The sequence below is a fragment of the Kitasatospora sp. NPDC059599 genome (assembly GCF_042735125.1).
Classification (GTDB): Bacteria; Actinomycetota; Actinomycetes; order Streptomycetales; family Streptomycetaceae; genus Kitasatospora.
This window is the reverse complement of sequence record NZ_JBHWCL010000014.1, coordinates 1-23,689: the sequence shown is the minus strand read 5'-3', so window position 1 is coordinate 23,689 and position 23,689 is coordinate 1. Positions and strand designations below refer to the sequence as shown.

Here is a 23,689-nt window from a genome sequence, read left to right as displayed (position 1 = left end):
GCGCGGGGCATATTCAGTAGACCGGTCTGCATATTCGGCTGTCGTCGAGCGTCGGCGCTGCACCAGAAGTCGGCCCCATCGACTTCTACTGTCCGAAGGTGTCGCACCTGGGTGATGAGCCAGGCGAACCTGTAGACCGGTCTGCAGATTCTTCCGGGGGCAAGCAGGCGGGCGGCGTTGCGCCAGAAGTCGGCCCCATCGACTTTTCGTGCAGCCGGCGGGCGCCTCCGCGCGCCGGCATCGGGCGGCGCCGGGCAGATAAACGGGGCAGGCGGGCGGCCCCGGGCTCAGGGGGTTCGGCGGGCTGGCGCGCGAAGACTCAGTAGACCGGTCTGCATATTTTCCCGAAGTGCCCCGTTGGCCCGCTCAGGTGCGGAGCAGGATGCCGGCGACGGCGGTGGCCTGGGTGAGGGCCGCCGGGGGGTGGGCGTCGGGGAGGCCGATGGCGATGGGAACGGCGAGGCCGTCGAGGAGGGCGCGGATCTGGGTGGCGCGGTCGGCGGCGGGGCCCGGGGTGAAGTGGCCGGTGGCGGTGCCCTCCTCGACGAGAGCGACCAGGTCGACCTGCCAGGGGGCCTCGATCTCCCGCTGGCCCTGGCGGAGCTCGTCGCTCGCGGGGGAGCGGCCCCACACCTCGACCCAGAGGATCCAGCGCGGGTCGCCGGCGCCCTCGGGCAGGTAGAGGCGCAGGTAGGCGTCGAGGCGCTGCCAGGGGTCGAGGGCGTGGTCGGCAAGGGCGTCGCGGCGGCGGGCGCCGAGCTGCTCCTCGCTCCAGCGGAGGGTCTCCAGTAGCAGCTGGTCCTTGCTGCCGAAGTAGTAGAGCAGGTGTCCGGCGCTCATCTGGAGCTGCTTGCCGAGCCCGGCCATGGTGAGCTTGGCGAGCCCGTGTTCGGCGATGGCGGCCCGGGCGGTGGCGAAGACCTCCTCGCGGGGGCGTGCCGGCCGGCGCGGGCGGGGGTCGGCCATGTGCGTTGCTCTCCCTCGGTGGAACGGAGGTTCGAGGCTACCGGGGCGGGGGCGGGCCTCCCGCCCCGGTGGCCCCGGTAGCCCCGGTAGCCGCAGTGGCCCCGGTGGCCCCGGTAGCCGCGGGTGTCAGAGCGCCTTCGGCTGCTGCTGGGTGATGCAGTGGATGCCGCCGCCGTTGGCGAAGATCTCGCGGGCGTCCACGAGTTCGACGGTGCGGCCCGGGTAGGCGCGGCCGAGGATGTCGGCGGCTTCCTGGTCGCGCGGGTCGGCGAAGGCGCAGAGGATCACGGCGCCGTTGGCCACGTAGTGGTTGATGTAGGAGTAGTCGACCGGCTCGCCGTCCTCGTCCAGCAGGACGGTGGGGGCGGGCAGTTCGATGACCTCCAGCTGCCGGCCCTGGGCGTCGGTCGAGGCGCGCAGGACGGCGACGAGCGCCTGGCAGACCTCGTGGTCCGGGTGGGAGGGGTCGGGCTGGACGTGGGCGACCACGACGCCGGGGCGTACGAAGGAGGCGACGATGTCGATGTGGCCGCGGGTGCCGAACTCGTCGTAGTCGCGGGTGAGTCCGCGCGGCAGCCAGACCGCCTTGGTGGTGCCGAGGAAGGCATGCAGCTCGGCCTCGACCTCCTCCTTGGTCCAGTCGGCGTTGCGGCCCTCGCCGAGCTGCACGGTCTCGGTGACCAGCACCGTGCCCTCGCCGTCGACGTGGATGCCGCCGCCCTCGTTGATCAGGCGGGAGGCGAAGCGCTGGACGTCGGTCAGTTCGGCGATGTGCTCGGCGACGTGCTGGTCCTTGTCCCAGCGGGCCCAGGACTGGGCGCCCCAGCCGTTGAAGATCCAGTCGGCGGCGGCCAGCGAGCCCTTGCCGTCGATCAGGAAGGACGGGCCGATGTCGCGCATCCACGCGTCGTTCAGCGGGCGCTCGACGATCTCGACCCGCTCGGAGACGTACTTGCGGGCCTCCGCGGTCTCACCGGTGTTGACGATCAGCGTCACCGGTTCGTACCGGACGATGGTGTCGGCGACGGCGGCCCAGGCCTCGCGGCCGGCGTGCAGCGCCTCGGGGCTGTCGAAGGTGGGGTTGGTGGTCGGGAAGGCCATCCAGGTGCGGTCGTGCGGGTGCCACTCGGCGGGCATCCGGTAGCCGAGGGAGGCGGGCGTGGGGGTGGTCATCATCGAGTCCTTGGGGGAGACCGGGGGCGATCAGAGGAAGTAGAGGCGGCTGAGCGAGACGCTGTCGGCCGGCTCGGAGCGCAGCGGCGAGCCGTCCAGGGAGACCAGTCCGGTCTCGGTGACCTCGACGTGGCCGACCCGGGCGTTGCGCACCATGTCGCGGGGGCCGATGCCGCGGGTGCCGCGGACGCCGACGCGGCGGCGGCGGGTGGGCAGGCCGTCGGCGGGGCGGTCGAGGTAGGCGCCGTCGGCGGCGGCCTGGGCGACGAAGGCCACCGAGATGTCGGCGGCGGTCGCGCCGTGGGCCCCGAACTGCGGGCCGAGGACGAGGGGTTCGCAGCGGTCGGTGGAGGCGTTGGGGTCGCCGACCACGCCGTACGCGGGGAAGCCGGCCTTGAGGACGAGTTGCGGCTTGGCCCCGAAGTGGTCCGGGCGCCAGAGCACGATGTCGGCGAGCTTGCCGATCTCGATCGAGCCGACCTCGTGGGCGAGGCCGTGGGCGATGGCCGGGTTGATGGTGAGCTTGGCGATGTAGCGCAGTACGCGCTCGTTGTCGTCGCCGCGTTCGGCGGTCCCGTAGGAGCCGCTGCCGTCCATCGGGCCGAGTTCGGCCTTCATCTTGCCGGCCATGGCGAAGGTGCGGCGCACGGTCTCGCCGGCGCGGCCCATGCCCTGGGCGTCGGAGGAGGTGATGCCGATGACCCCGAGGTCGTGGAGCACGTCCTCGGCGCCCATGGTGCCGGCCCGGATGCGGTCGCGGGCCATGGCGGCGTCGCCGGGCAGGTCGACCTTGAGGTCGTGCGCGGAGACGATCATGCCGAAGTGCTCGCCGAGGGCGTCCCGGCCGAACGGCAGCGTCGGGTTGGTGGAGGAGCCGATGACGTTCGGCACGCCGGCCATCTTCAGCACGTTGGGGACGTGTCCGCCGCCGCAGCCCTCGATGTGGAAGGCGTGGATTGTGCGGCCCTCCAGCACCTTGAGGGTGTCCTCGACGGAGAGGCACTCGTTCAACCCGTCGGTGTGCAGGGCGACCTGGACGTCGTACTCCTCGGCGACCCGCAGTGCGGTGTCCAGGGCGCGGGTGTGCGCGCCCATGTCCTCGTGCACCTTGAACCCGGACGCGCCGCCTTCGGCCAGGGCCTCGACCAGCGGGGCCGGGTCGGAGGACGAACCGCGGCCCAGGAAGCCGATGTTGACCGGCCAGGCGTCGAAGGCGTTGAAGGCGTGGCGCAGCGCCCAGGGGGAGTTGACGCCGACGCCCCAGACCGGGCCGAACTCCTGGCCGATGATCGTGGTGACGCCGGAGGCCAGCGAGGCCTCCATGATCCGCGGCGAGAGCAGGTGGACGTGGGTGTCGATGGCGCCGGCGGTGGCGATCATGCCTTCGCCGGAGACGATCGTGGTGCCGGTGCCGACGACGACGTCCACGCCGTCCAGGGTGTCCGGGTTGCCGGCCCGGCCGATCGAGGCGATCCGGCCGCCGATCAGGCCGATCGAGGTCTTGCGGATGCCCTGGACCGCGTCGATGACGAGGACGTTGCTGATCACGACGTCGCAGGTGTCGCGGACGGCGGCGGGCTTGAGGTGCAGGCCGTCCCGGGCGGTCTTGCCGAAGCCGGCCAGGAACTCGTCGCCGGGTGCCTGGGAGTCGGACTCGACGCGGACGATCAGGCCGCTGTCACCGAGCCGGATCCGGTCGCCGGCGCGCGGGCCGTGGACCGAGATGTAGTCGTGCGGGGTGATCGAGGTCACGAGGGCACCTCCGAGTCGTCGAAGCCGGTCAGGTAGCCGGTCGCGCGGGCCTTGGCCAGGGCGGCCTCCTTCGCGCCGGGCGCGTCGAGGGGGCCGTCCACGAGTCCGGCGAAGCCGATCGCGACCCGCGCGCCGCCGATCGGCACCAGGCCGACCTCGACGGTGGCGCCCGGGTCGAAGCGCACCGAGGAGCCGGCCGGGACGGCGAGGTGGGTGCCGTAGGCGGCGGCGCGGTCGAAGGCCAGGCGCGGGTTGGCCTCGAAGAAGTGGAAGTGCGAGGTGACCGAGATCGGCACCTCGGAGGTGTTGTGGACGGGGAGCAGCAGGGTCTCCTCGACCGGGTCGTAGCCGGCGCCGTCGCCGATGAGCGCGCCGCCGGGGGCCTCGTCGCCGAGCGAGCCGGCGCCCTTGAACGGGTCGTTGACGACGGCGAGGCGGGTGCCGTCGTCGAAGACGGCCTCGACCTGGATGACGGTGACCACGTCCGGCACGCCGGGCAGCACGTCGTCGGCGGTCAGCACGGAGCGGCCGGCCTCGATGGCCTCGGCCAGGCGCCGGCCGTCGCGGGCGGCCTCGCAGACGGTGTCCGCGATCAGGGCGGTGGCCTCGGGGATGTTGAGGCGTACGCCCCGGGCTCGGCGGGCGCGGGCCAGCTCGGCTGCTGTGAAGATCAGCAGCCGGTCCCGCTCGGTGGGGGTCAGTCGCACGGTTCCTCGCTCGCGGTCGCCGGGGGTGGGGTGGGGTGGGCGCGGGGCCCGGGGGCTTCCGGGGTGACGTTAGAACGTCGTTCAAACATCTGGGGCCATTGAACCCGGACCGGGGCGCCCTGTCCAGCGTTGCCGGTTCGCGTCGCTTCGGCTTCTCGGGCGGCGGTGGGGTGAGGGTCGCGGCGGCGGGGGGTGAGGGCCGCGGCGGCGGGGGAACCCGCCGGGCGGCGGTCCGGGGAGCGGGCGGGAGTGGAGTGGGGGGCGCGTGGTCGGGCGCACGGTTCGGACGGGCGCCGGGTGTGCGCGGGATCGAGAGGTGGCGGGTTCGAAAACGGCCTCTGCGCTTCGCAAACCCGTCCGGCGCGGGCAGTTGGATCACGCGAACCTCCCCGTGCCCCTTTCACCCCACGTGATCGGACGCACACTGTTGCAAACGCCGTCAACTGGGCATGAGGATGGTGGTCAGATCGAGTGGGCCACCCGGCCGGCGGGGGATCCGGAGGCGGGGGTCCGGATTCCAGGGCGGGGGCATGTGGTGATGGACGGTCAGTCGCGATTCCCACGGCAGCGGACGAGTTCGGGCGACGCCTACCGCTCCGGGCCGGTCCAGGGCGCGGTCGGCGGCACCGGGGCGACCGGTACGACCGGGGCCACCGGAACGCCCGGAACGCCCGGAGCGGCCGGGACCGCCGGGGCCACGGGGACGACCCTGCCGGGCACGCCGGCCCCCGGTTGCGCGCTGCACCGCCGGCTGCACCTGACGCTCGACCCGGCCGACCTGGTCGCGGTCGGCTCGGTCCGGCGGCGGCTGCGCTCGGCGCTCAGTCACTGGGGGGTGCCGGAGCTCTGTGACACCGCCGAGCTGCTCTCCTCCGAGCTGGTCACCAACGCGCTGCTGCACACCGGCAAGGGCGCGGTCTTCGACGCGGTGCTCGGCACGGACCACCGGCTGCGCATCGAGGTGCAGGACGGCACCAGCAGGCTGCCCGGCCGCCGGCGCGACCCGGAGGCCGAGTACGCGACCTCGGGGCGCGGCCTGATGCTGGTGGAGGCGCTCGCGGACTCCTGGGGCGTGCAGCTGAGAGGCGACGGCAAGGTCACCTGGTTCGAACTCGCGTCGCCCTGAGGCCGGCCCGGCGGTCGTAGGATCGTTCGCGGTCGATTGATTCGCCGTCGAAGGAAGCCCTGAACAGAAGGCGGAACCGAAGATTTCCGGCCCGTTGGCATTGCCGCTCGGCGGAACTTTGGCCAGGATGGTGGGAATGTGTGTCCACGTGCGGGAGCAGCGGGGAGACCGTACCTCGACTGACCACCGTCCGTCGGCACCGTCCTATCCAGCACGACCATCACACCGCCACGCGGCCCGTCCGGACGGTCGGCGCGGTCCGCCACGGCAGCGGCAGGAGCAGCATGCCCACTGAGCCCGAGTCGCCGGGGCCGGCGCTCCCTCCCGGCGCGTCCGCCGTCGAGCCGCGAGCCGTGGAGCCCGGAACCGCAGAGCCGCGCACCGTCGAACCACGCACCGCGGACCCGCGCACCGCCGAACCACGCACCGTCGGCCCGCGCGTCGTCGAACAGCCGGCCGCCCCGGACCCGTGGACCCCCGGACAGTCCGTCGCCGGCGCCACCACCGGCGGGACGGGCCGGGCCCGGCCGCCCGCGCAGCAGACCCGGCGGACCCCGGCCGCGCGCCCGTCCCCGAGCCTCGCCGCCGCCCGGCTGGCGCCCGTGCTGTCCGGCGGGCTGCCGCCGGCTTCCGCCGACACCATGCCGGACTGGCTGGAGCCCGCGATGGCCGCCAACGGCATCGGCTCCTTCGACTGGGACATCCGCCGCGACGTCCTGGAGGGCGACCCGCGGGCCTGTGCGATCATCGGCCTGGACGCCCCGGCACAGGTCCGCTTCGACCGTACGGCCGCCTCCTTCCTGGCCCTGTTGCACCCCGAGGACGCGCCGGTGGTGCGCCGCCGGGTCGAGCGCGCGGTCGCCGAGCTCGGCCAGTGCGGCGCGTACTACCGCACCGTCGGCCCGAGCGGCGCCATGCGCGCGGTCCGCTTCCGCGGCCGGGTGCTCGCGGACGCCTTCGGCCGCGCCTCCCGGATGGTCGGCTTCGTCTGGGACGCCACCGTCGAGCTGCACAAGCGCGACCACGCCGACCGGATGGCCCTGCTGCGCGAGGCGCGCTCCCGGTTCATCAAGGAGGCGGCGCGCGCCCTCTCCGAAGCCGTCACCGTCCGTGACGTGGCCCGGGTGTTCACCGAGCTGCCGCTGCCCGGACTGCCGCCGGACGGCCTGGTGCTGGCGTCCTTCGAGGCCGGACGGGCCCGGATCCTCGGCGCCTCCGGCTACCGCACCGACGCGCTGGCGGTCTGGGACCGCACCGTGCTGCCCGCCGGCCACCCGGCCGCCGAGGCGCTGCGGCACCGCACGCCGGTGTTCGTCTCGACCCGCGAGGAGTTCCGCGACGGCTACCCCGACGTGTGGGAGCCGACCAGCCGCACCGGCCGCGGTTCCTGGGCGTACCTGCCGCTGGTGGCCAGCGGCCGGGCGATCGGCGTCTGCGTGGTGAGCTTCGACGACGAGCGCGAGCTGGACGCGGACGAGCGCACCCTGCTGACCACCCTGGGCGGACTCGTCGCCCAGTCGCTGGCCCGCGCCCGGCTGCACGACGCCGAGCACGAGCTGGCGGCCGGCCTGCAGCGGGTGATGCTGCCGCGGACCGTCCCGTCCGTTCCGGGCGTGACCACCGCCGTGCGCTACCTCGCGGCCGGCTCCGGCCTGCAGATCGGCGGCGACTGGTACGACGTGGTGCCGCTGCCCGGCGGGCACGTCGGCCTGGTGATCGGCGACGTCCAGGGCCACGACGTGCACGCCGCCGGGATCATGGGCCAGCTGCGGATCGCGCTGCGCGCCTACGCGGCCGAGGGCCACCCGCCCGCCGCGGTGATGGCCCGCGCCTCCCGCTTCCTCGCCGACCTGGACACCGACCACTTCGCGACCTGCACCTACGCCGAGGTCAACGTGGACTACGGCGTGGTCTACGCGGTCCGGGCCGGCCACCTCGACCCGGTGGTGCGCCGCGCGGACGGCACCGCCGCCGTGGTGCCGGTGGCCGGCGGACTGCCGCTGGGCATCGACCCGGACCAGGAGTACCGGGTCACCCGGTTCAGCCTGGACCCGGGCGAGACGGTCCTGCTCTGCACCGACGGCCTGGTCGAGGCGCGCGGCATGGACCTGGACGAGGGCATCGCCCGGCTCACCCGGGTGCTCGCCCACCCGCTGCCGCCCGCCGAGCGGGCGGCCCGCGACCCGCTGGAGGAGCTGGCCGACCGGATCGCCTCCCAGGCCGCCGACTCCAGCGAGCGCGAGGACGACATAGCGCTGCTGCTGCTGCGCTGGGACGGACCGGCGGGCGGCCTCGCCGCCCAGCAGCTGCGCCGCCGGATCGGCCAGGCCGACCTGGCGCGGGTCGCCGAGGTGCGGGCCGAGCTGCGCGACGCGCTGCGCCGCTGGGGCGTCGCCGAGTTCATCGACACCGCCGAACTGCTCTCCTCCGAGCTGGTCACCAACGCCATCCGGCACACCGACCGGGACGCCATGTTCACCGCCCGGCTGTACCGGGAGTCCGAGGACGACGGCGGGCGGGCCCGGCTGCGGGTCGAGGTGGAGGACGAGTCGGACCTGTGGCCGACCCGTCGGACGCCGGGGGAGCAGGCCTCCTCGGGGCGCGGGCTGATGCTGGTCGAGGCGCTCGCGGACTCCTGGGGCGTGGAGCCGCGCGGGTCGGGCAAGCGGATGTGGTTCGAGCTCAGCGGTGCGACGGCGGCCTGAGCGCCCTGGTCCCCGCCTGAGCGCCGACGCCCCCGTGAGCGTCGGCGCTCCGGGGGCGTCCGGCCCCGGAGCGTCAGCCGAACTGCTGCTCCAGGTCCTTCAGCTTGCGTTCCAGCGAGTCCAGCCGGGGCAGTGTGACGGTGTCCTCCTCCACGGTCAGGTCGATGGTGCGCAGCTCCGGGCGGGCCGGCAGACCGGGCTGGACGACCGCGCCCTCGGCGGGTTCGACCTCGCGCTGCGCCGCCGAACCGACCTCGCGGGGCGCGGCGGTCCGCTCCACCTCGGGGCGTTCGGCGGTGACCCGTTCGGCGGTGACCCGTTCGGCCCCGGGTCCGTCGGCTATGGCGGGCTCCGAGCCGGACTCCAGCCGGCGTGCGGGGGTGCCGCGGCGCCAGGCGCTGTGGGAGCGGTTGATCGCCCGGATCTCGGCCCGCTCGCGGCGCCCGGCCAGCTTGCGGCGCTCCTTGTCCAGGGCGCGTTCCCGCTTGTCGTCGCGGACCTCGTCCACCGCCTCGTCCAGGCTGCGCACGCCCTCCAGGAGCATCAGCGACCAGGCCGCGTAGGTCTCGCGGGGAGCGCGCAGCCAGCGGACGATGCGGATCTGCGGCAGCGGCCGGGGGACCAGCCCCTGTTCGCGCAGCGCGGCCCGGCGGGTCTGCTTCAGCGCCCGGTCGAACAGGACCGCCGCCGAGAGGGACATGCCGGAGAAGAACTGGGGGGCGCCGGCGTGGCCGAAGCCGCGCGGGGCGTGCACCCAGTTGAACCAGGCCGAGGCGCCGGCGAAGACCCAGACCAGCAGCCGCGATCCGAACGCCGCGTCACCGTGGCTGGCCTCGCGGACGGCGAGCACCGAGCAGAACATCGCGGCGCCGTCGAGGCCGAACGGGACGAGGTACTCCCAGCCGCCGGACAGGCCCAGGTTCTGCACGCCGAAGCCGACCAGTCCGTGGAAGGACAGCGCGGCGGCGACCCCGGCACAGCAGAACAACAGTGTGTAGGAGGCGGCGCCGTAGAGGGATTCCTTGCGGCGGCGCCGTTCCTCGGAACGTTCCCAGGAATCCGTGCCCGGGGCGCCGGCGGATCCCCGGTTGCGGAGCAGGGCCACCAGGAGCGCGCTGACCAGAAGCCCCGCGACTCCGGTGACGGCCCACCCGAGCGGTATGTCGGACAATTTCATCGCCGGAACCAGCCTCGCTTTCTGCGTCGCGTTCCTGCGTCGTGATGGCGGGGACCATCATGGCGGATGCTCGGCGGGCGAATGACCGATTTGCTGTCAATGCGCTGGGGAGAGGGATTTCTGACGCAGCAACAAAAAGATTGTCGGATTAATGCGAAGTGGATTGTTCCTGCAATTCCGGGCTTTTCGGACCCGGTTTCGCACGGACATTCGTCAACCCCGTGTGACGCGGGGGCAGCCGGTGCACATGTCCTGCGGTTCCGCGGTGTAGACGAGGCAGCAGCTGGCCCGGATTCGCTCCACGCGCGGAGCGCCGTCGCACCCGGGAGCCGGGGGTGCGAAGCCGGCGCCCGGGGTGAAGGGGCTCGGGGCGGGGGTGGGGCCGCCGTCCGCGCCGGGCGCGCACGCGGGCTCGGCGGGCGCCAGCAGCGCGGACAGCTCGGCGCACGCCCGCTCCGCCTCCCCGAGCAGCCCGCCCGCGTACCAGAGCCCCTCCACCACGGCGTCCGTCGTCATCGCCCACAGCACCCGGGGCCCGCGCCGCGCCTGCGGGCGGAATGCGGCCAGCACCGGATCGAGGAACCCGCCCAGCGCGCACCGCAGTCCGGCGGCCAGCGCGGCTTCGTCCGGCACCGTGCGGGCCTGCGGCGAGCCGGCCTCCGGATCGTCCGGCAGGCAGGCGAACTCCGCCGTGCGGACCGTCAGTTCCACCACCCCGGGGCGTCGGCGCAGCGAGACGTCGCCGAGGGCGAGCAGCGGGACGCGTCGTTCCAGGAACCACGGCAGCGTGAACAGCAGTGAGACCGGCCAGACGAAGCGGTGCAGCCCGAAGCCGGCCGCGACGTCCGGGCGCAGCGGCCGCCCGTAGCGGGCGAGACCCTGCCGGGCATCGTGGGTGATCAGCTCGCGCACCGCCTCGGGGCGGGCGACCAGGTCCGCCGCGGGCAGCCAGCCGCCGCCGCGTCGGGGCGGTGCGCAGCGCACGCTCAGGACGGGGGTGAGCCCGGTCAGCCGGTGGTACGAGGGGGCGCCCGGTGCGGAGAGCGCGGGGGTGGGGGCGGGGGCGTGCGCCCCGGTGCTGCGGGGGGCGCGCGGCGCGGGGCCGGGCCGGGTGCTGCTCGCGGTCATGGGCGGGCCCCATCGGGTCGACCGGGCCCGCCCATGGACCGCCCGGCGCCACCCGGCGGTGGTGTGCCGGGCGCGGCCGGACCGGGGCATGGCGGTGCCCGGGGAACGGCAAGGCGACCCGGCCGGGGCGCTGCTCACCCCGGCCAGGTTAGGCTCACCTTAGCTGATTGTTCCCCGGGTCTCGCTGGCGATGCGCCCGTCCGGGGGAGGCCCCGGCGCGCGGGCGGCGCCCAGCTGGCGCGCGAGCCAGACCGGCACCCCGCCCAGGGCCTGCACCAGCCGGGCGGCCTCGGCGCGCAGCCGCGCGGCCTCGGCCGGCTCGGACACCTCGGCGAGCGCCGCGAGCGCCGGAGCCACCCCCACCGTGAAGCCGAGTTGCTCGCGCAGCCGCAGCGAGGCGTCGAAACCCTCCCGGGCGTTGCTCCGGTCCCCGCGGGAGAGCGCCAGGGCGGCCAGGTGGCGCCAGGTGTACGAGCGCAGCAGTTCGTCCCCGCGCTCACCGGCGCCCTCGTGCGCCCGGCGGTAGGCGATCCAGGCGGCGCTGCGGTCGCGCAGCAGGTTCTCGGCGACCAGCCCGCGCCGGAAGTCCAGCAGCGGCCGGCCGGGAGCGTCCGGCGGCAGCAGGGCCGAGGTGCGGCCGAGCGCGGCCTGCGCCTCGTCCAGCCGGTCCCGCGGGCCGAGCACGCTCGCCACGTACGCCAGGAAGCCGCGGGCGCAGGCGGCGCCCGCGCGCTGCTCGGTGCCGGCCGCCAGTGCTTCCGCCAGGCGCAGCGCCTGCTCCGCCTGCGGCCAGTGCGCCGCGGTGAACAGGCACTGCTCGATGAGGAGTTCGGCCCGCCCTAGGGCCGCTGCCGGGTCGTGCTCGGCGGCCGGGCGCAACAGCTCGGCGGCCTCCTGCCAGCACCCCCGGGACCTCAGTCGCCACACGGTGTCGCCCGGCTCCTCCGTTGCCGCCCGCCCCCGCCCGTCCGGGTCGCTCGGGCCCCATCCGTGCTCCGACAACGCCACCTCCTTGTGTGCGCCATCCAGCGGGGCGCGGACCCGCCCCCTGGGGCCCTGCCGCCATGACTCGTGCGCATGGCGACGGCAGGGCGAAAGGCCCGCGCTGTGGCGGCAATTCAACACGGGGGTGAGCTTGTGCACCAGATCACGAGCGGAGGTTGTTGCTTTCGGAGGAGAAATGATCTAGAGGGGCGCTGGTGGGGCGGACCGGCGGGGCACCCCGGCGGTCAGGAGGTCCAGCCGGTCTCCATCAGAGCCTCGGCGGCGCCGTTCGCGGGCTGCGGCACACCCGCCAGGTCCAGGCTGAACAGGGCCACCAGCAGCTGCTCGCCACGCACCGTGGCCTGGTGCGAATAGCCCGCGAGGGTGAACATCGCGGCGGCCATCTCCTCGGCGTGCAGGGTCTGCAGCCACAGGCACTCGACCGACTTCACGTCGGCCGGCTCGGTCCAGGTGTCGACCTGCGCGACCATCCGGCTGCCCAGCAGGGTGACCCCGTCGCGCTCCTGCGCCTCGGTCAGCTCCAGGTCGTCGAAGCCGAGCCACTCCAGGTAGCGGGCGGCGGTGAACACCGCGTCCTGCGAGGTGCGCACCGGGTGCGGACGGAACGGGGCGCGGTGGCGGAACGGACGGGAACGGCCGGCCGAGGTGCCGGGCACCGCGGGCGGGGCGGGCACCGGTGCCCCCATCGGGTGCGCCGGGTGGGGACGGGAGGCCTGCGGACCGGGCGCGGCGAGCGGGCCGGCCGTGCCGCCGCCCAGCCGGGTGGCGCGGTCCACCGGCAACCGGACGGTCGCACCGCAGTTGCAGGTGAACTCGGGCTGCGGCCACTGGTCGGAGCGGCCGCAGTGCGGGCAGCGCATGTTCAGCCAGGAGTCCTCCCAGGACCGGAAGCGCACCTGCACCGGCACCCCGCCGCGCAGCAGCGGCACCTTGAGCGAGGCCCCGCAGGGACAGGGCAGCGACGGCGGCTCGTACAGGTGCTCGCGACGGCAGGCGGGGCAGCGGATCGCCCGGGCGCCACCGCCCGCCCCTTGGTGCGTGGGGTCGTGTCCGGTGAAGTCGTCGGGCAGTCCGGCCATCGCGGGCTCCGTCCGTCGGTGTCGGGTGGGTGGGACGATTCCCATGCTCCCCGAAATGTCCGGCGATGGGCGCGGAATGGGGCAATCCTCAGGGACGGATCAGGGACCCCTCACCACCGGGGGCGGGACGGCCTCAGACCGGAGGATGACGGTCAGCCGGCCGACCAGCGGGCCAGGTCGGCGGGGGTGTCCAGATCGTCCGGCACGGCGACGTCGGCGCACTCGACCAGGACGACCTCCGGCGCGTGCGCCGCCAGCAGGGCGCGGGCGCCGGCGTCGCCGGAGGCGCCCGCCGCCGCCTCGGCGAAGTACCGCGCGCCGATCAGCACCGGGTGGCCGCGCCGCCCGCCATAGGCCGCCGCGGCCAGCCCGGCGCCCGCCCGGTGCGCGGCCAGCAGCCGGGCGACGGCGGCCGGGGTGACGCCCGGGGTGTCCACCAGCATCACGAGCACCGCCGCGGCCCGTGGCGGGAGCGCGGCCAGGCCGGCCCGCAGCGAGGAACCCATGCCGCCCGCCCAGTCCGGGTTGGCCACCAGACGGCAGCCCGGCAGGTGGGCGGTGGCCCGGACCCGGTCGCCCGCCGCGCCCAGCACCACCGTGACGTCCGCGCAGCCGCCGGCCCGGACCACCGCCACCGCGTGCTCCACCAGTGACCGGCCCCCGTACCGGATCAGCGCCTTGGGCCGCCCGCCGAGGCGCCGGCCGCCCCCGGCGGCGAGCACGAGGGCGGCGACCGGGGCGGGCCCGGCGGGCGTCGGCGCAGTCTGCATGGGCCCAGCCTGCCGGTACCGGGCGGGGTCGCGCATTGTGTGAATCCACAAGGGGACGCCGCAGGTGGCGGCCGCTCCCCGGCGGTTCGGCCGCTGGTCCTGCGGGCCCCCGCCGCCTGTACTGGGGCGATGAACACCGCACCGCGCCCGCTGGTGGACCGTTTCGGCCGGGTCCACACCGATCTTCGGGTCTCGTTGACCGACCGCTGCAACCTGCGCTGCACCTACTGCATGCCGGCGGAGGGGCTGGACTGGCTCGCCCGGGACTCGGTGCTGGGCGACGACGAGGTGGTGCGGCTGGTGCGGATCGCCGCGGAGCGGCTCGGCATCGCGTCGGTGCGGCTGACCGGCGGGGAGCCGCTGCTGCGCCGCGGGCTGCCGGGGCTGGTCGGACGGCTGGCCGGACTCGGGGTCGACCTCTCGCTGACCACGAACGGGATCGGCCTGGCGCGCACGGCCGTCGCGCTGCGCGCGGCGGGGTTGCGGCGGGTGAACGTCAGCCTGGACACGCTGCGTCCGGAGCGGTTCGCGGCGATCACCCGGCGGGACCGGATCGGTGACGTGTTCGCGGGCCTGGCGGCGGCGAAGGCGGCGGGGCTGGGACCGGTGAAGGTCAACGCCGTGCCGGTGCGCGGGGTGAACGAGGACGAGATCGTCCCGCTGGCCGCGTTCGCCGTGGAGCACGGGTACCTGATGCGGTTCATCGAGTCCATGCCGCTGGACGCGCAGGGGGCGTGGGACCGGGCCGCGATGGTGACGGCGGAGGAGGTCCTGGCCGCGCTCGCGGAGCGGTTCGACCTGGTGCCGGTGGGACGGCACGGCAGCGCCCCGGCGGAGGAGTGGCGGATCGCGGGCACGGACGCGGTGGTCGGGGTGATCGCCTCCGTCACCCGGCCGTTCTGCGGCGGCTGCGACCGGGTCCGGCTGACCGCCGACGGGCAGCTGCGCAACTGCCTGTTCGCGACGGAGGAGTCCGACCTGCGGGCGCTGCTGCGCGGCGGGGCGGACGACGCGGCGATCGAGGCGGCCTGGCGGGCGTCGGTGGCGGGCAAGGGGCCGGGACACGCCATCGGGAGCGCGGGCTTCGTCCGGCCGGACCGCCCGATGTCCGCGATCGGCGGCTGACGCCCCGCGGCAGGCGGCAGGCAGCAGGCGGAGCGAGGACAGGCCGCGGGAGCGAGGCCGGGGGAGGGGACAGGCCGCGGGAGCGAGGCCGGGGAGGGAGGCGGACCGGCCGGGGTACGAGCGGGTGTGAGCTTCGACATGCTCCGCGGCCGCCCGTGGCGTCGGCTTGACCCGCTCTCGGGGCGGCTGGTCTGCTGGTCCGCCGTCAACCCGCCCCTGACCTCGGGAGTTCACCGTGCCCGCCCGCCGCTCCACCCCGTCCGCCGCCACGGTGTTCCTGATATGCGCGCTCGCGCTGGTCGGCTGGCTGATCGGCGGCCGCGACCACCCGACGACCGGCCCGGAGGGCGGCGGCACCGCTGCACCCGCCGGCGGCCGGGGCACCAGCCCGCTGCAGAACCCCGACGGCACCGAGCCCGGCCTGGCCCCGCTGACCACCGCCGAGGAGCGGAAGGCCGGCCGGGACGTCATCGCCGCGGTCGCCACCGCCGCCGCCGGCACCAAGGACGGCTACGACCGCGACGAGTTCGGCCCGGCCTGGACGGACAACGTCGACGGCGTCCCGCTCGGCCGCAACACGTGCGACACCCGCAACGACCTGCTCGCCCGGGACGGCACCGCTGTCGAGCGCAAGGACGGCTCGGACTGCACGGTCACCGCGATGACCATCCGGGACCCGTACACCGGCAGGACCGTCCGGTGGACCAAGCAGCAGGCGAGCAAGATCCAGATCGACCACGTGATGCCGCTCTCCTACGACTGGCAGATGGGCGCCGACACGTGGGACAGGGCCAAGCGGGTCCGGATCGCCAACGACCCGCTCGACCTGATCCCCGCCGACGGCTCGCAGAACGCCTCCAAGGGCGACTCCGGACCGGCCGCCTGGCTCCCCGCCGACCCCGGGATCCGCTGCGCGTACGCGGTGCGCTTCGCCCAGGTATCGCCGAAGTACCGACTGCCGGTCACCGGGGCCGACAAGAAGGCCGTGGTGCAGCAGTGCGGCGGCTGACGGAACGTTACGGCCGAGCCGTGCGAGCAGCGCAGGACGTCCCTGGTGCGCCCCCGGGTGCGGGGCCGTTGCGGGCCGGATGGTATTCGTGGGCGGTGGCCCCGATGATCTCCCGGTATCTCCGAACCCCCCGGCTCCCCCGGCGCACCCTGTCCGCCCTCGCGCTCGGCACCGCCCTCGCCCTGCTGAGCGGCTGCACCGGCTCCGGCGGCGCCGGCCGAACGGCCACCCGGCCGCCGCTCGACGACCTGGTCACCGCGACCACCGCCCCGGCACTGCGCGCGCTCTACAACCAGCGGATCGACTGGCGGGCGTGCCCCGGGGACGCCGACGGCCAGGACGGACCGGGCATCGAGTGCGCCACCCTCACCGTGCCGCTGGACTACGCCGACCCCGGCGGCCGCACCACCGGCGTCGCCCTCGCCCGGATGCTCGCCGCCGAACCGGACAAGCGGATCGGCGCCCTCATGGTCAACCCCGGCGGCCCCGGCAACTCCGGCGTCAGGATGATCCGCGAGGACTGGCAGAGCTTCCAGGGGGCGCCGCACGACCGCTTCGACCTGGTCGGCTTCGACCCGCGCGGCGCCGGGAACACCGCGCCCGTCCAGTGCCTCGACGACCGCACCCGCGACCAGTGGAACGCCAGCGACGACCCGGCCTACGACCGCGGCCGGGTCCTCGCCGACGCCTGCCGGGCCGCCCACGCCGATCTGCTCCCGCACCTCGGCACCCGCGACACCGCCCGCGACCTCGACGTGCTGCGCGGCGCCCTCGGCGAACGCAAGCTGGACTTCATCGGCTTCTCCTACGGCACCCTCCTCGGCGCGCTCTACGCCGAGGAGTTCCCCAACCGCACCGGCCGGCTCGTGCTCGACGGCGCCGTCGAACACGGCACCGACCCGATGCGCCTCGACGTCGAACAGGCCGTCGCCGGCGAGGTCGCGCTCCGGGCCTTCGCCTCCGCCTGGGCCACCGACGACGGAAGCGACTGCCCGTTCGGCGCCGACCCGGACACCGCCCCGAAACGCCTCGCCGACTTCCTCGACGGCCTGCGCACCCGCCCGATGCGCGGCTCCGACGGCCGCACCCTCACCTCCGCCCTCGCCTGGGCCGCCGCCCTCAACGTGCTCTACGACGGCCACCGCTCCTGGTACCGCCTGCAGGAGGCCCTCACCCCGGCCGTCAAGCGGCGGAACGCCGACGCGCTGCTCGCACTCGCCGACAACGCCAACGGCCGCGACGAGAACGGCCACTACGAGACCGCGGCGGACGCCTTCGCGGCCATCTCCTGCGCGGACCTCCCGCCGCTCACCGACGCACAGCTGAGCGGCGCCCTCACCGACCTCGCGGCCCAGGCGCCGCTGACCAGCCGGCACAACCCCGTCGCCACCCTGCTCGCCCCGGACTGCCGCTCCTGGCCCTACCGTTCGACCGAACACCCGCACCCGGTCCTGGCACCCGGCAGCGCCCCGGTCCTGGTGATCGGCTCGACCGGGGACCCGGTCACCCCGTACGCGTGGTCGCAGCGGCTGGCCGCCGGGCTGGAGAACGGCGTGCTGCTCACCCGCGAGGGCGACGGGCACACCGCGTACGACAAGAGCACCTGCGTGCGGACGGCCGTCGCCGCGTTCCTGGTGGACGGCCGGCTGCCGACGGCGGGCACGCACTGCCCGTCCGACTGAGCCCTCCCTCGTCGGCGGTCGGCGGTCGGCGGTCGGCGGTCGGCGGCACGGGGAAAGGGGGGCGTACCGCGTTCGCGCGGTACGCCCCCCTTCGGGGTCGGGCGGGATCAGGAGGTCGGGGCCGTCAGGTCGTAGAAGGTGGCCGAGCCGACCGTCCTGGCGGTGAAGTGGGCGGCCACCCAGGACTCGATCCGGGTGTTCTCCGACTCCTGGCGCTCACCGCCGCCCGTCCGGTCGGACGTCCCGCCGCCCGCGCCGCCGAAGCCGCCACGGGAGCCGCCGGCGATGAACCAGTGGACCTTGCCCTCCTGGACGTACTTCTGGAAGCCCGCCAGGTTCAGCGAGGGGTCGGTGCCGTTGAAGCCGCCGAGGGCCATCACCGGTTCGTCGGTGGCGAGCTGGTAGCTCGCCGCGTTCTGCGAGCCGACGGTGGCCGCCGCCCAGGTGTAGTGGTCGGCGTCCGCCTTGAGCAGGGAGGCGGCCTCGTCGGTCACCTTGGTGCCGCCGAGCAGGCCGCCCATGCCGCCGCCGCCCATGCCGCCGGGGAAGCCCCCGCCGTTGCCGCCGCCGGGGAAGCCGCCGCCCGTGCCGCCGCCGGGGAAGCCGCCGCCCGTGCCGCCGCCGGGGAAGGCGCCGTTGCCGCCGTTGGCACCGCTCCCGCCGTCGGTCCCGCGCTCGTGTCGGCCGTTCGTGTGGTCGGAGCCGGAGCCGGAGCCGGAGCCGTTGCCCGAGCCGCCTGCCGTACCGCCCGGGAAGCCCCCGCCGGGGAACCCGCCGCCGGGGAAGCCCCCGCCGTTCTGCCCGCGCGATCCCTGGCCGCCGGGGAAGCCCTGCTGGCCGCCCTGGCCGCCCTGGCCGCCCTGGCCGAACCCGCGGCCGTTGCCGCCGCCCGGGAAGCCCTTGGCGCCACCCTTGCGTCCGCCGCCGCCCGGCCCGAACGCGCCCTGCACACCCGGTCCGGCGGTCACGATCGAGCCGGTGTGCGCCGTGCCGACGGTGTCCACCGCGTACGCCGCCGGACCGCCGAGCGCCGCCGCCAGGCCCACCAGGCCCGCCACCGAGGCGATCCGCGCGCCGGTCCGGCCGGAGGCCCGTCCGACGACCTGTCCGCCGACCAGCGCGGCCGCCGCGACCAGCCCGCCGACCAGCACCGCCCAGCGCAGCCACGGCAGGAAGTCCGAGCTGCGGCCGAGCAGCACGAACGCCCAGACCGCCGTCACCGCCAGCGTCCCGGCCAGCACCAGCGCCCACGGCAGCCGGTGCCGCGCCCGCCACAGCCCGTCCACGCCCATGCCGACCAGCGCCGCGACAGCCGGGGCCAGCGCCACCGTGTAGTACTGGTGGAAGATCCCGGACATGAAGCTGAAGATCAGCGCGGTGGAGAGCAGCCAGCCGCCCCAGACCAGGAACGCCGCCCGGGCGCTGTCGGTCCGCGCGTAGCGGCGGGTCGCCCAGAGGCCGACCACCAGCAGGATCAGCGCCGCCGGAATCAGCCAGGCGATCTGCCCGCCGATGTCGGTGCCGAACATCCGGGTCAGGCCGGTCTGGCCCCAGCCGCGGCCGCCGCCGGGCATCGCCCCGCCCGGCAGGTCGATCCCGGCCGGGAGCCGGCCGCCGCCGCCCACGCTGCCGCGCTCGTTGCCGTCCACCCGGCCGAGGCCGTTGTAGCCGAAGGTCAGCGACAGGAAGCTGTTGTCCTGCGAGCCGCCGACGTACGGGCGGGCCGACGCGGGCATCAGCTCGACGATCGCGACCCACCAGCCGCCCGAGACCACCAGGGCCACGCCCGCCAGCAGGGTCTGCCGCACCCGCCGCCAGAAGCCGGTCGGCGCCACGACCAGGTAGATCACCGCGAAGGCGGGCAGGATCAGGAACGCCGCCAGCGTCTTGGTGAGGAAGGCGAGGCCGAACATCACCCCGGTGAACAGCAGCCACCGGGTGCCGGCCGCCTCGATCGCCCGCACCATCCCGTAGGCGGCCAGGGTCAGCAGCAGCACCAGCAGCGCGTCCGGGTTGTTGAACCGGAACATCAGCGCCGCCACCGGGGTGAGCGCCAGCGCTGCGCCCGCCAGCAGACCGCCGAGCGGGGAGAAGCGGCGGCGCACCGTCGCGTACAGCACCCCGACGGTGGCCGCGCCCATCAGCGCCTGCGGGGCCAGCACCGACCAGGAGGACAGGCCGAAGACCCGGGCCGAGAGCACCATCGGCCACAGCGAGGCCGGGGGCTTGTCGACGGTGATGAAGTTCCCGGCGTCGGAGGAGCCGAAGAAGAAGGCCTTCCAGCTCTGGGTGCCGGCCTGGACGGCGGCCGAGTAGAAGGCGTTGGCCCAGCCGGAGGCGCTCAGACCCCACAGGTAGAGGACGGCGGTCGCGGCCAGCAGCGCCAGCAGGGCCGGGCGCACCCAGCGCGGGTCGTCCGCGCGCCCGCGCCAGGCGCGGGCCGGGAGGGTGCGCAGCCGGCCGGACCAGGAGGCCGGCCCCTTGGGTCCGGCGGGTGGCAGGGGCTGCTCGGGGAAGAGCGGTGCCGGGGCCGGCGGTGCGGGGTCGGGCTGCGGCGCCTCCGGCGGCGGGAAGTCCGAGGCCTCGGGCCACGGGTCGCCGGCCGGAGGGGAGTAGCTGCTCGTGGTCATGCGCCATACGGTGCGTGGCGCGACTGAGAGAACCGTGAGACGGGACTGTGAGACGGGTGTGATCTGCCCGTCCGCTTCGCGGTTCGCGGGCTTCGCGGCCCTCCGGCTCCAGGCGTCCCGGTTACGCGGGGGCAGGCATCGTGATGTGCTTGCCCAGCCACTCCAGGGCCGGGGGGATCTCCCGGGTCCAGGTGTGGAAGTTGTGGCCGGCGGTGTCCAGGGTGATCGTGGACATCGTGGTGGGGGCCTTGAAGGCGGCGACCATGGCCTTGGTCTCGTCGTAGTTGTTCTCGTCGTAGGCGCTGGTCAGCAGCAGCGAGACCGGGGCGGCCGGCTGGTTCTTGAGCCGCCACAGCAGGTCGTTCTCCTGCTTCAGCTGGGCACTGCCGCCGAACAGGTCGCCGGTGGTCTCGTCGTGGGCGGCGCTGTAGTAGCCGGAGAGCGCGATCGCCGCGGGGTAGGAGTCGGGCTTGCGCAGCGCGAACTTGAGCGCGCAGTAGCCGCCGGTGGAGTTGCCGATCACGGCCCGGTTGGCCGGGTCGGTGCCGATCCGGTACGTCGTGGCGAGGGCCTTGGGCAGGTCGCTGGTGAAGAACGTCTCCACCTGCGGGCCGTTCGGCACGTCGACGCACTCGGTGTCCCGGTTGCCGACGAGCGTGGGCCGGGCCATCACCAGGATGGTCGGCGGCAGCTTCTTCTGCTCGATCGCGGCGAGGGTCGACGCCGGGTACTGCATCAGGGAGATCAGCTTCTCCGGGATGCCCGGGTAGCCGGTGAGCACCAGGGCCATCGGGAACCGCTGCTTGGTGAAGTCCGGCTGGAAGTACTGCGGCGGCAGGTAGACGTAGGCGTCGGTGCTCAGACCGCTGCCCGCTCCTTTGATGGCGACCTGCTGGATCATCCCGGAGCGCTCCGGGTCCGAGCCCTGGGAGGAGTAGAACTTCTGCTCACCGGTGACGGCGATGCCGGAGGCGTTCGGGGTGTGGTCGACCACCGTGCCCAGCTTGCCGCTGGTGCCGAGCAGGTCGGTCCAGGAGCTGTAGAAGCCGAAGTAGCTGTTGGCGATCAGACCCATCGCGACCAGCACCGAGACCTGGGCGGCCAGGAAGGCGCCGAGCCGGCCCAACCAGGACTTCCAGCCCTTGCCGCCGAACCGCGGCCAGAGCCACATGGTGGCGGCGAAGACGGCGATCGCGATGACCGAGGCGACGATCTGGAGGGGGAGGCCGGTGAGACTGAGCACGTGCCCGATCGTAGTTGACCCTGACGGGCGAGCCGGGGCGGGCCCGTCCGATGATCGTACGGGCCTTGTTGACCGGTGTGGTTCGTACTCGGCACCATGTCCGTTCGTGTGCGCGTGGGGAGCGCGTGCCGGATGACAACAGGGGTGGGGTCGTGAAGTCCATGGGGTCCGTGTTCAGGTCAGGTCCGGTCGTCGGCGGGGTGCTGCTGCTCGCCGGGTGCTCGGGCGGCGGGGGCGGCGGGACGGCCGCGCCGAGTGCCACGGCGACGCCGAGCGCCTCGGCGACGCCGTACGGCACGACGCTCGCCCAGGTCCTCGAACCGGTCGGCACCGGCCTGGGGAAGGTGGCGGCGGCCAAGACCACGGACGAACTCGGCATCGCGCTCGCCATCGTCGAGTCCGGCGCCGACCGGGCCGTCCGGAGCCTGAACGCCGTCACCGCACCGGCCGGCGCCGACACGGCCCGCACCGACCTGGTCAACGGCCTCAACTCGCTCTCCTCCGAGGCGTTGTCGATCCGCGTCGAGCTCAACGACAAGAAGCTGTGCACCGTCGGTGTCGTGCAGGCCAAGTTCGGCGCCGGCCAGGGACTGGCGGCGGTCCCGGCCGCCGTGGCCGAACTGGCGACGGCCGGCTACCAGGCCGCCTTCACCGTTCCGGAGCTGCCGAAGCCCCAGCCGCAACCGCGGGCCCTGGAGAACGGCGCCGTGGTCCGCGACGGGGGCAACCACGGCAAGGGCACGCTGAAGTTCAACAACAACGGCTCCGTGGACGCCGTCTTCACGCTCGCCGCCGACGGCAAGGCGGTGGCCTCGGCGTACGCGGTCAAGGGGCAGATCGCCACCATCGACGGCGTCAAGGACGGGTCCTACGAGATCTTCTACACCACCGGGACGGACTGGGACTCCGAGGCGAAGCAGTTCACCCAGAACTGCCGGTTCGTCAAGGTCGGGGACGCGCACGAGTTCGAGCCGGGCGGCGGCGGGACGATCTGGACGATCAAGCTCCGCGCGGAGGACGGCAAGGGCAATGCCAAGTCCGAGTGGCAGACCGCTAACTCCGTCCCGCAGCCGTAGTGCGGTCCGCCCCGCAGCCGTAGTGCGTAACGGGCATACCGGGACGGGTGGTGACTGCCGGGTGGCACAACAGGCGATGAGGAGTGGCGAGTTCGTCCAGAACGGTTGACCCTTTGAAGTGGCCATGGCACTTTCGTGCGGCGCGGGCCTCGGCGACCAGTCGTACACCCCGCGATCCCCCACAAGGAGAGCCATGTTCAAGAGACTTGTCGCGATGGCCGGTACGAGTGCCGTCGTCGCGGGCGGGTTGGCCTTCGCCGCCGCCCCCGCGCACGCCGTCCTGGCGGCCGACCTGACGTCCACCATCGCCCTGAGCAACTGCTCGGCCTCGCTGGTCCGTTACCCCACCTCGGTGGCCGGCGACCGGGCGCTGATGCTCACCAACGGGCACTGCCTGCCGACCATGCCCTCGGCCGGCGTGGTCATCCAGAACCAGAGCACCAGCCGCAGCGGCACCCTGCTCGACGGTGCGGGCAACAGCCTGGGCACCGTCCAGGCCGACAAGGTGCTCTACGGGACGATGACCGGCACCGACGTCGCGCTCTACCAGCTCACCGACACCTACGGCTCGATCACCTCCAAGTACGGCGCCACCGCGCTGACCATCAACGACACGCACCCGACCGACGGCGCCTCGATGTACATACCCTCCTCGTACTGGAAGCAGGTCTGGAACTGCTCCGTCAACGGGTTCGTGCCCACCCTGCGCGAGGACCAGTGGACCTCTCACGACTCGCTGCGCTACAACCTGGGCTGTAACACCACGCACGGCACCTCCGGATCGCCGATCATCGACTCCGCCAGCGGGCGGATCATCGGCATCAACAACACCGGTAACGACAACGGCGAGATGTGCACCCTCGACAACCCGTGCGAGGTCGCCGCCGACGGCACCACCACGGCCGTCAAGGGCCAGAGCTACGGCCAGGAGACCTACTGGTTCACCACCTGCCTGAACTCCACCCGGGCCATCGACCTCAACGTGGCCGGCTGCCTGCTCACCAAGCCGGCCGGCAGCGGCGCGGTCTCGGTGACCAGCCCCGGTGACCAGTCGACCGCCGTCGGCGGCGCGGTGAACCTGCAGATCGCCGCGTCCGGCGGCACGGCTCCGCTGTCGTACTCGGCGACGGGTCTGCCGGCCGGTCTGGTGATCAACGCCTCGACGGGTGCGATCACGGGTACGCCGACCGCGGCGGGCACCTCGAACGTGACGGTGACGGCGAAGGACTCGGCGGGCAAGGCCGGTTCGACGAGCTTCACCTGGACCGTGACCTCGGGTGGCGGCGGTGGCTGCACCCCGGCGCAGCTGCTGGGCAACCAGGGCTTCGAGACCGGT

18 protein-coding genes are annotated in these 23,689 nt (G+C 74.3%); 7 read left to right on the top strand and 11 right to left on the bottom strand.

Annotated elements, in window-relative coordinates:
- Positions 1-366: 366 nt before the first annotated feature.
- The 4 genes from ACFV04_RS07700 to ACFV04_RS07685 form a co-directional block, all read right to left on the bottom strand.
- The gene (locus ACFV04_RS07700; RefSeq protein WP_380347557.1) at positions 367-966 is read right to left on the bottom strand and encodes a TetR/AcrR family transcriptional regulator; all 600 of its coding nucleotides are present in this window, start codon (positions 964-966) and stop codon (positions 367-369) included.
- A 126-nt stretch (positions 967-1,092) separates the two neighbouring features.
- Positions 1,093-2,142, bottom strand: coding sequence for an agmatine/peptidylarginine deiminase (locus ACFV04_RS07695; RefSeq protein WP_380527512.1), 1,050 nt, complete (start codon positions 2,140-2,142; stop codon positions 1,093-1,095).
- Positions 2,143-2,169: 27 nt separating this feature from the next.
- Positions 2,170-3,891 (bottom strand): urease subunit alpha, encoded by a 1,722-nt coding sequence (locus ACFV04_RS07690; RefSeq protein WP_380347559.1) that lies wholly within the window; start codon positions 3,889-3,891, stop codon positions 2,170-2,172.
- The gene (locus tag ACFV04_RS07685) at positions 3,888-4,598 is read right to left on the bottom strand and encodes an urease subunit gamma (RefSeq protein ID WP_360264890.1); all 711 of its coding nucleotides are present in this window, start codon (positions 4,596-4,598) and stop codon (positions 3,888-3,890) included. The genes ACFV04_RS07690 and ACFV04_RS07685 overlap by 4 nt, the downstream gene beginning before the upstream one ends.
- A 538-nt stretch (positions 4,599-5,136) precedes the next feature.
- Here ACFV04_RS07685 and ACFV04_RS07680 point away from each other — a divergent pair.
- Together ACFV04_RS07680 and ACFV04_RS07675 are read left to right on the top strand one after the other, a co-directional pair.
- Positions 5,137-5,724: an ATP-binding protein gene (locus ACFV04_RS07680; RefSeq protein ID WP_380527509.1), complete on the top strand. Its 588-nt coding sequence runs from the start codon at positions 5,137-5,139 to the stop codon at positions 5,722-5,724.
- Between the two features lie 284 nt (positions 5,725-6,008).
- The gene (locus ACFV04_RS07675; protein ID WP_380527507.1) at positions 6,009-8,429 is read left to right on the top strand and encodes a SpoIIE family protein phosphatase; all 2,421 of its coding nucleotides are present in this window, start codon (positions 6,009-6,011) and stop codon (positions 8,427-8,429) included.
- Positions 8,430-8,502: 73 nt separating this feature from the next.
- Here the strand turns inward: ACFV04_RS07675 and ACFV04_RS07670 are convergent, their stop codons facing one another.
- The 5 genes from ACFV04_RS07670 to ACFV04_RS07650 all read right to left on the bottom strand — a co-directional run bounded on the left by ACFV04_RS07670 (position 8,503) and on the right by ACFV04_RS07650 (position 13,588).
- On the bottom strand, positions 8,503-9,606 hold the full coding sequence (locus ACFV04_RS07670) for a DUF2637 domain-containing protein (RefSeq protein WP_380347562.1): 1,104 nt from the start codon (positions 9,604-9,606) through the stop codon (positions 8,503-8,505).
- A gap of 213 nt (positions 9,607-9,819) precedes the next feature.
- Entirely contained in the window at positions 9,820-10,734 is a 915-nt protein-coding gene (locus ACFV04_RS07665) for a (2Fe-2S)-binding protein (protein WP_380527504.1), read from the bottom strand.
- A 159-nt stretch (positions 10,735-10,893) separates the two neighbouring features.
- On the bottom strand, positions 10,894-11,736 hold the full coding sequence (locus ACFV04_RS07660) for a hypothetical protein (protein ID WP_380347564.1): 843 nt from the start codon (positions 11,734-11,736) through the stop codon (positions 10,894-10,896).
- Positions 11,737-11,963: 227 nt separating this feature from the next.
- Positions 11,964-12,818 carry a hypothetical protein gene (locus ACFV04_RS07655; RefSeq protein WP_380347565.1) on the bottom strand — a complete coding sequence of 285 codons (855 nt, stop codon included), beginning with the start codon at positions 12,816-12,818 and terminating at the stop codon, positions 11,964-11,966.
- A 152-nt stretch (positions 12,819-12,970) separates the two neighbouring features.
- A complete protein-coding gene (locus tag ACFV04_RS07650) occupies positions 12,971-13,588 on the bottom strand; it encodes an NTP transferase domain-containing protein (RefSeq protein WP_380527502.1) in 618 nt (205 codons plus the stop codon).
- 129 nt (positions 13,589-13,717) lie between these two features.
- Here ACFV04_RS07650 and moaA point away from each other — a divergent pair, with 129 nt between their 5' ends.
- The 3 genes from moaA (at position 13,718) to ACFV04_RS07635 (ending at position 17,404) form a co-directional block, all read left to right on the top strand.
- The gene (gene moaA, locus ACFV04_RS07645) at positions 13,718-14,713 is read left to right on the top strand and encodes a GTP 3',8-cyclase MoaA (protein WP_380347567.1); all 996 of its coding nucleotides are present in this window, start codon (positions 13,718-13,720) and stop codon (positions 14,711-14,713) included.
- Between the two features lie 235 nt (positions 14,714-14,948).
- Positions 14,949-15,722, top strand: a complete 774-nt coding sequence (locus tag ACFV04_RS07640; RefSeq protein ID WP_380527499.1) for an HNH endonuclease family protein — start codon at positions 14,949-14,951, stop codon at positions 15,720-15,722.
- 104 nt (positions 15,723-15,826) lie between these two features.
- Positions 15,827-17,404, top strand: coding sequence for an alpha/beta hydrolase (locus tag ACFV04_RS07635; protein ID WP_380347569.1), 1,578 nt, complete (start codon positions 15,827-15,829; stop codon positions 17,402-17,404).
- 107 nt (positions 17,405-17,511) lie between these two features.
- Here ACFV04_RS07635 and ACFV04_RS07630 read toward each other — a convergent pair whose 3' ends face one another.
- Together ACFV04_RS07630 and ACFV04_RS07625 are read right to left on the bottom strand one after the other, a co-directional pair.
- A complete protein-coding gene (locus ACFV04_RS07630) occupies positions 17,512-20,034 on the bottom strand; it encodes a glycosyltransferase family 39 protein (protein WP_380527497.1) in 2,523 nt (840 codons plus the stop codon).
- Positions 20,035-20,155: 121 nt separating this feature from the next.
- Entirely contained in the window at positions 20,156-21,277 is a 1,122-nt protein-coding gene (locus ACFV04_RS07625; RefSeq protein WP_380347571.1) for an alpha/beta hydrolase, read from the bottom strand.
- A 170-nt stretch (positions 21,278-21,447) separates the two neighbouring features.
- On the opposite strand from ACFV04_RS07625, the gene ACFV04_RS07620 reads away from it, so the two are divergent.
- A complete protein-coding gene (locus tag ACFV04_RS07620; protein ID WP_380527495.1) occupies positions 21,448-22,353 on the top strand; it encodes a hypothetical protein in 906 nt (301 codons plus the stop codon).
- A gap of 193 nt (positions 22,354-22,546) precedes the next feature.
- Positions 22,547-23,689, top strand: a 1,143-nt coding sequence (locus ACFV04_RS07615; protein WP_380527493.1) for a putative Ig domain-containing protein, incomplete at its 3' end; no start/stop codon positions are given.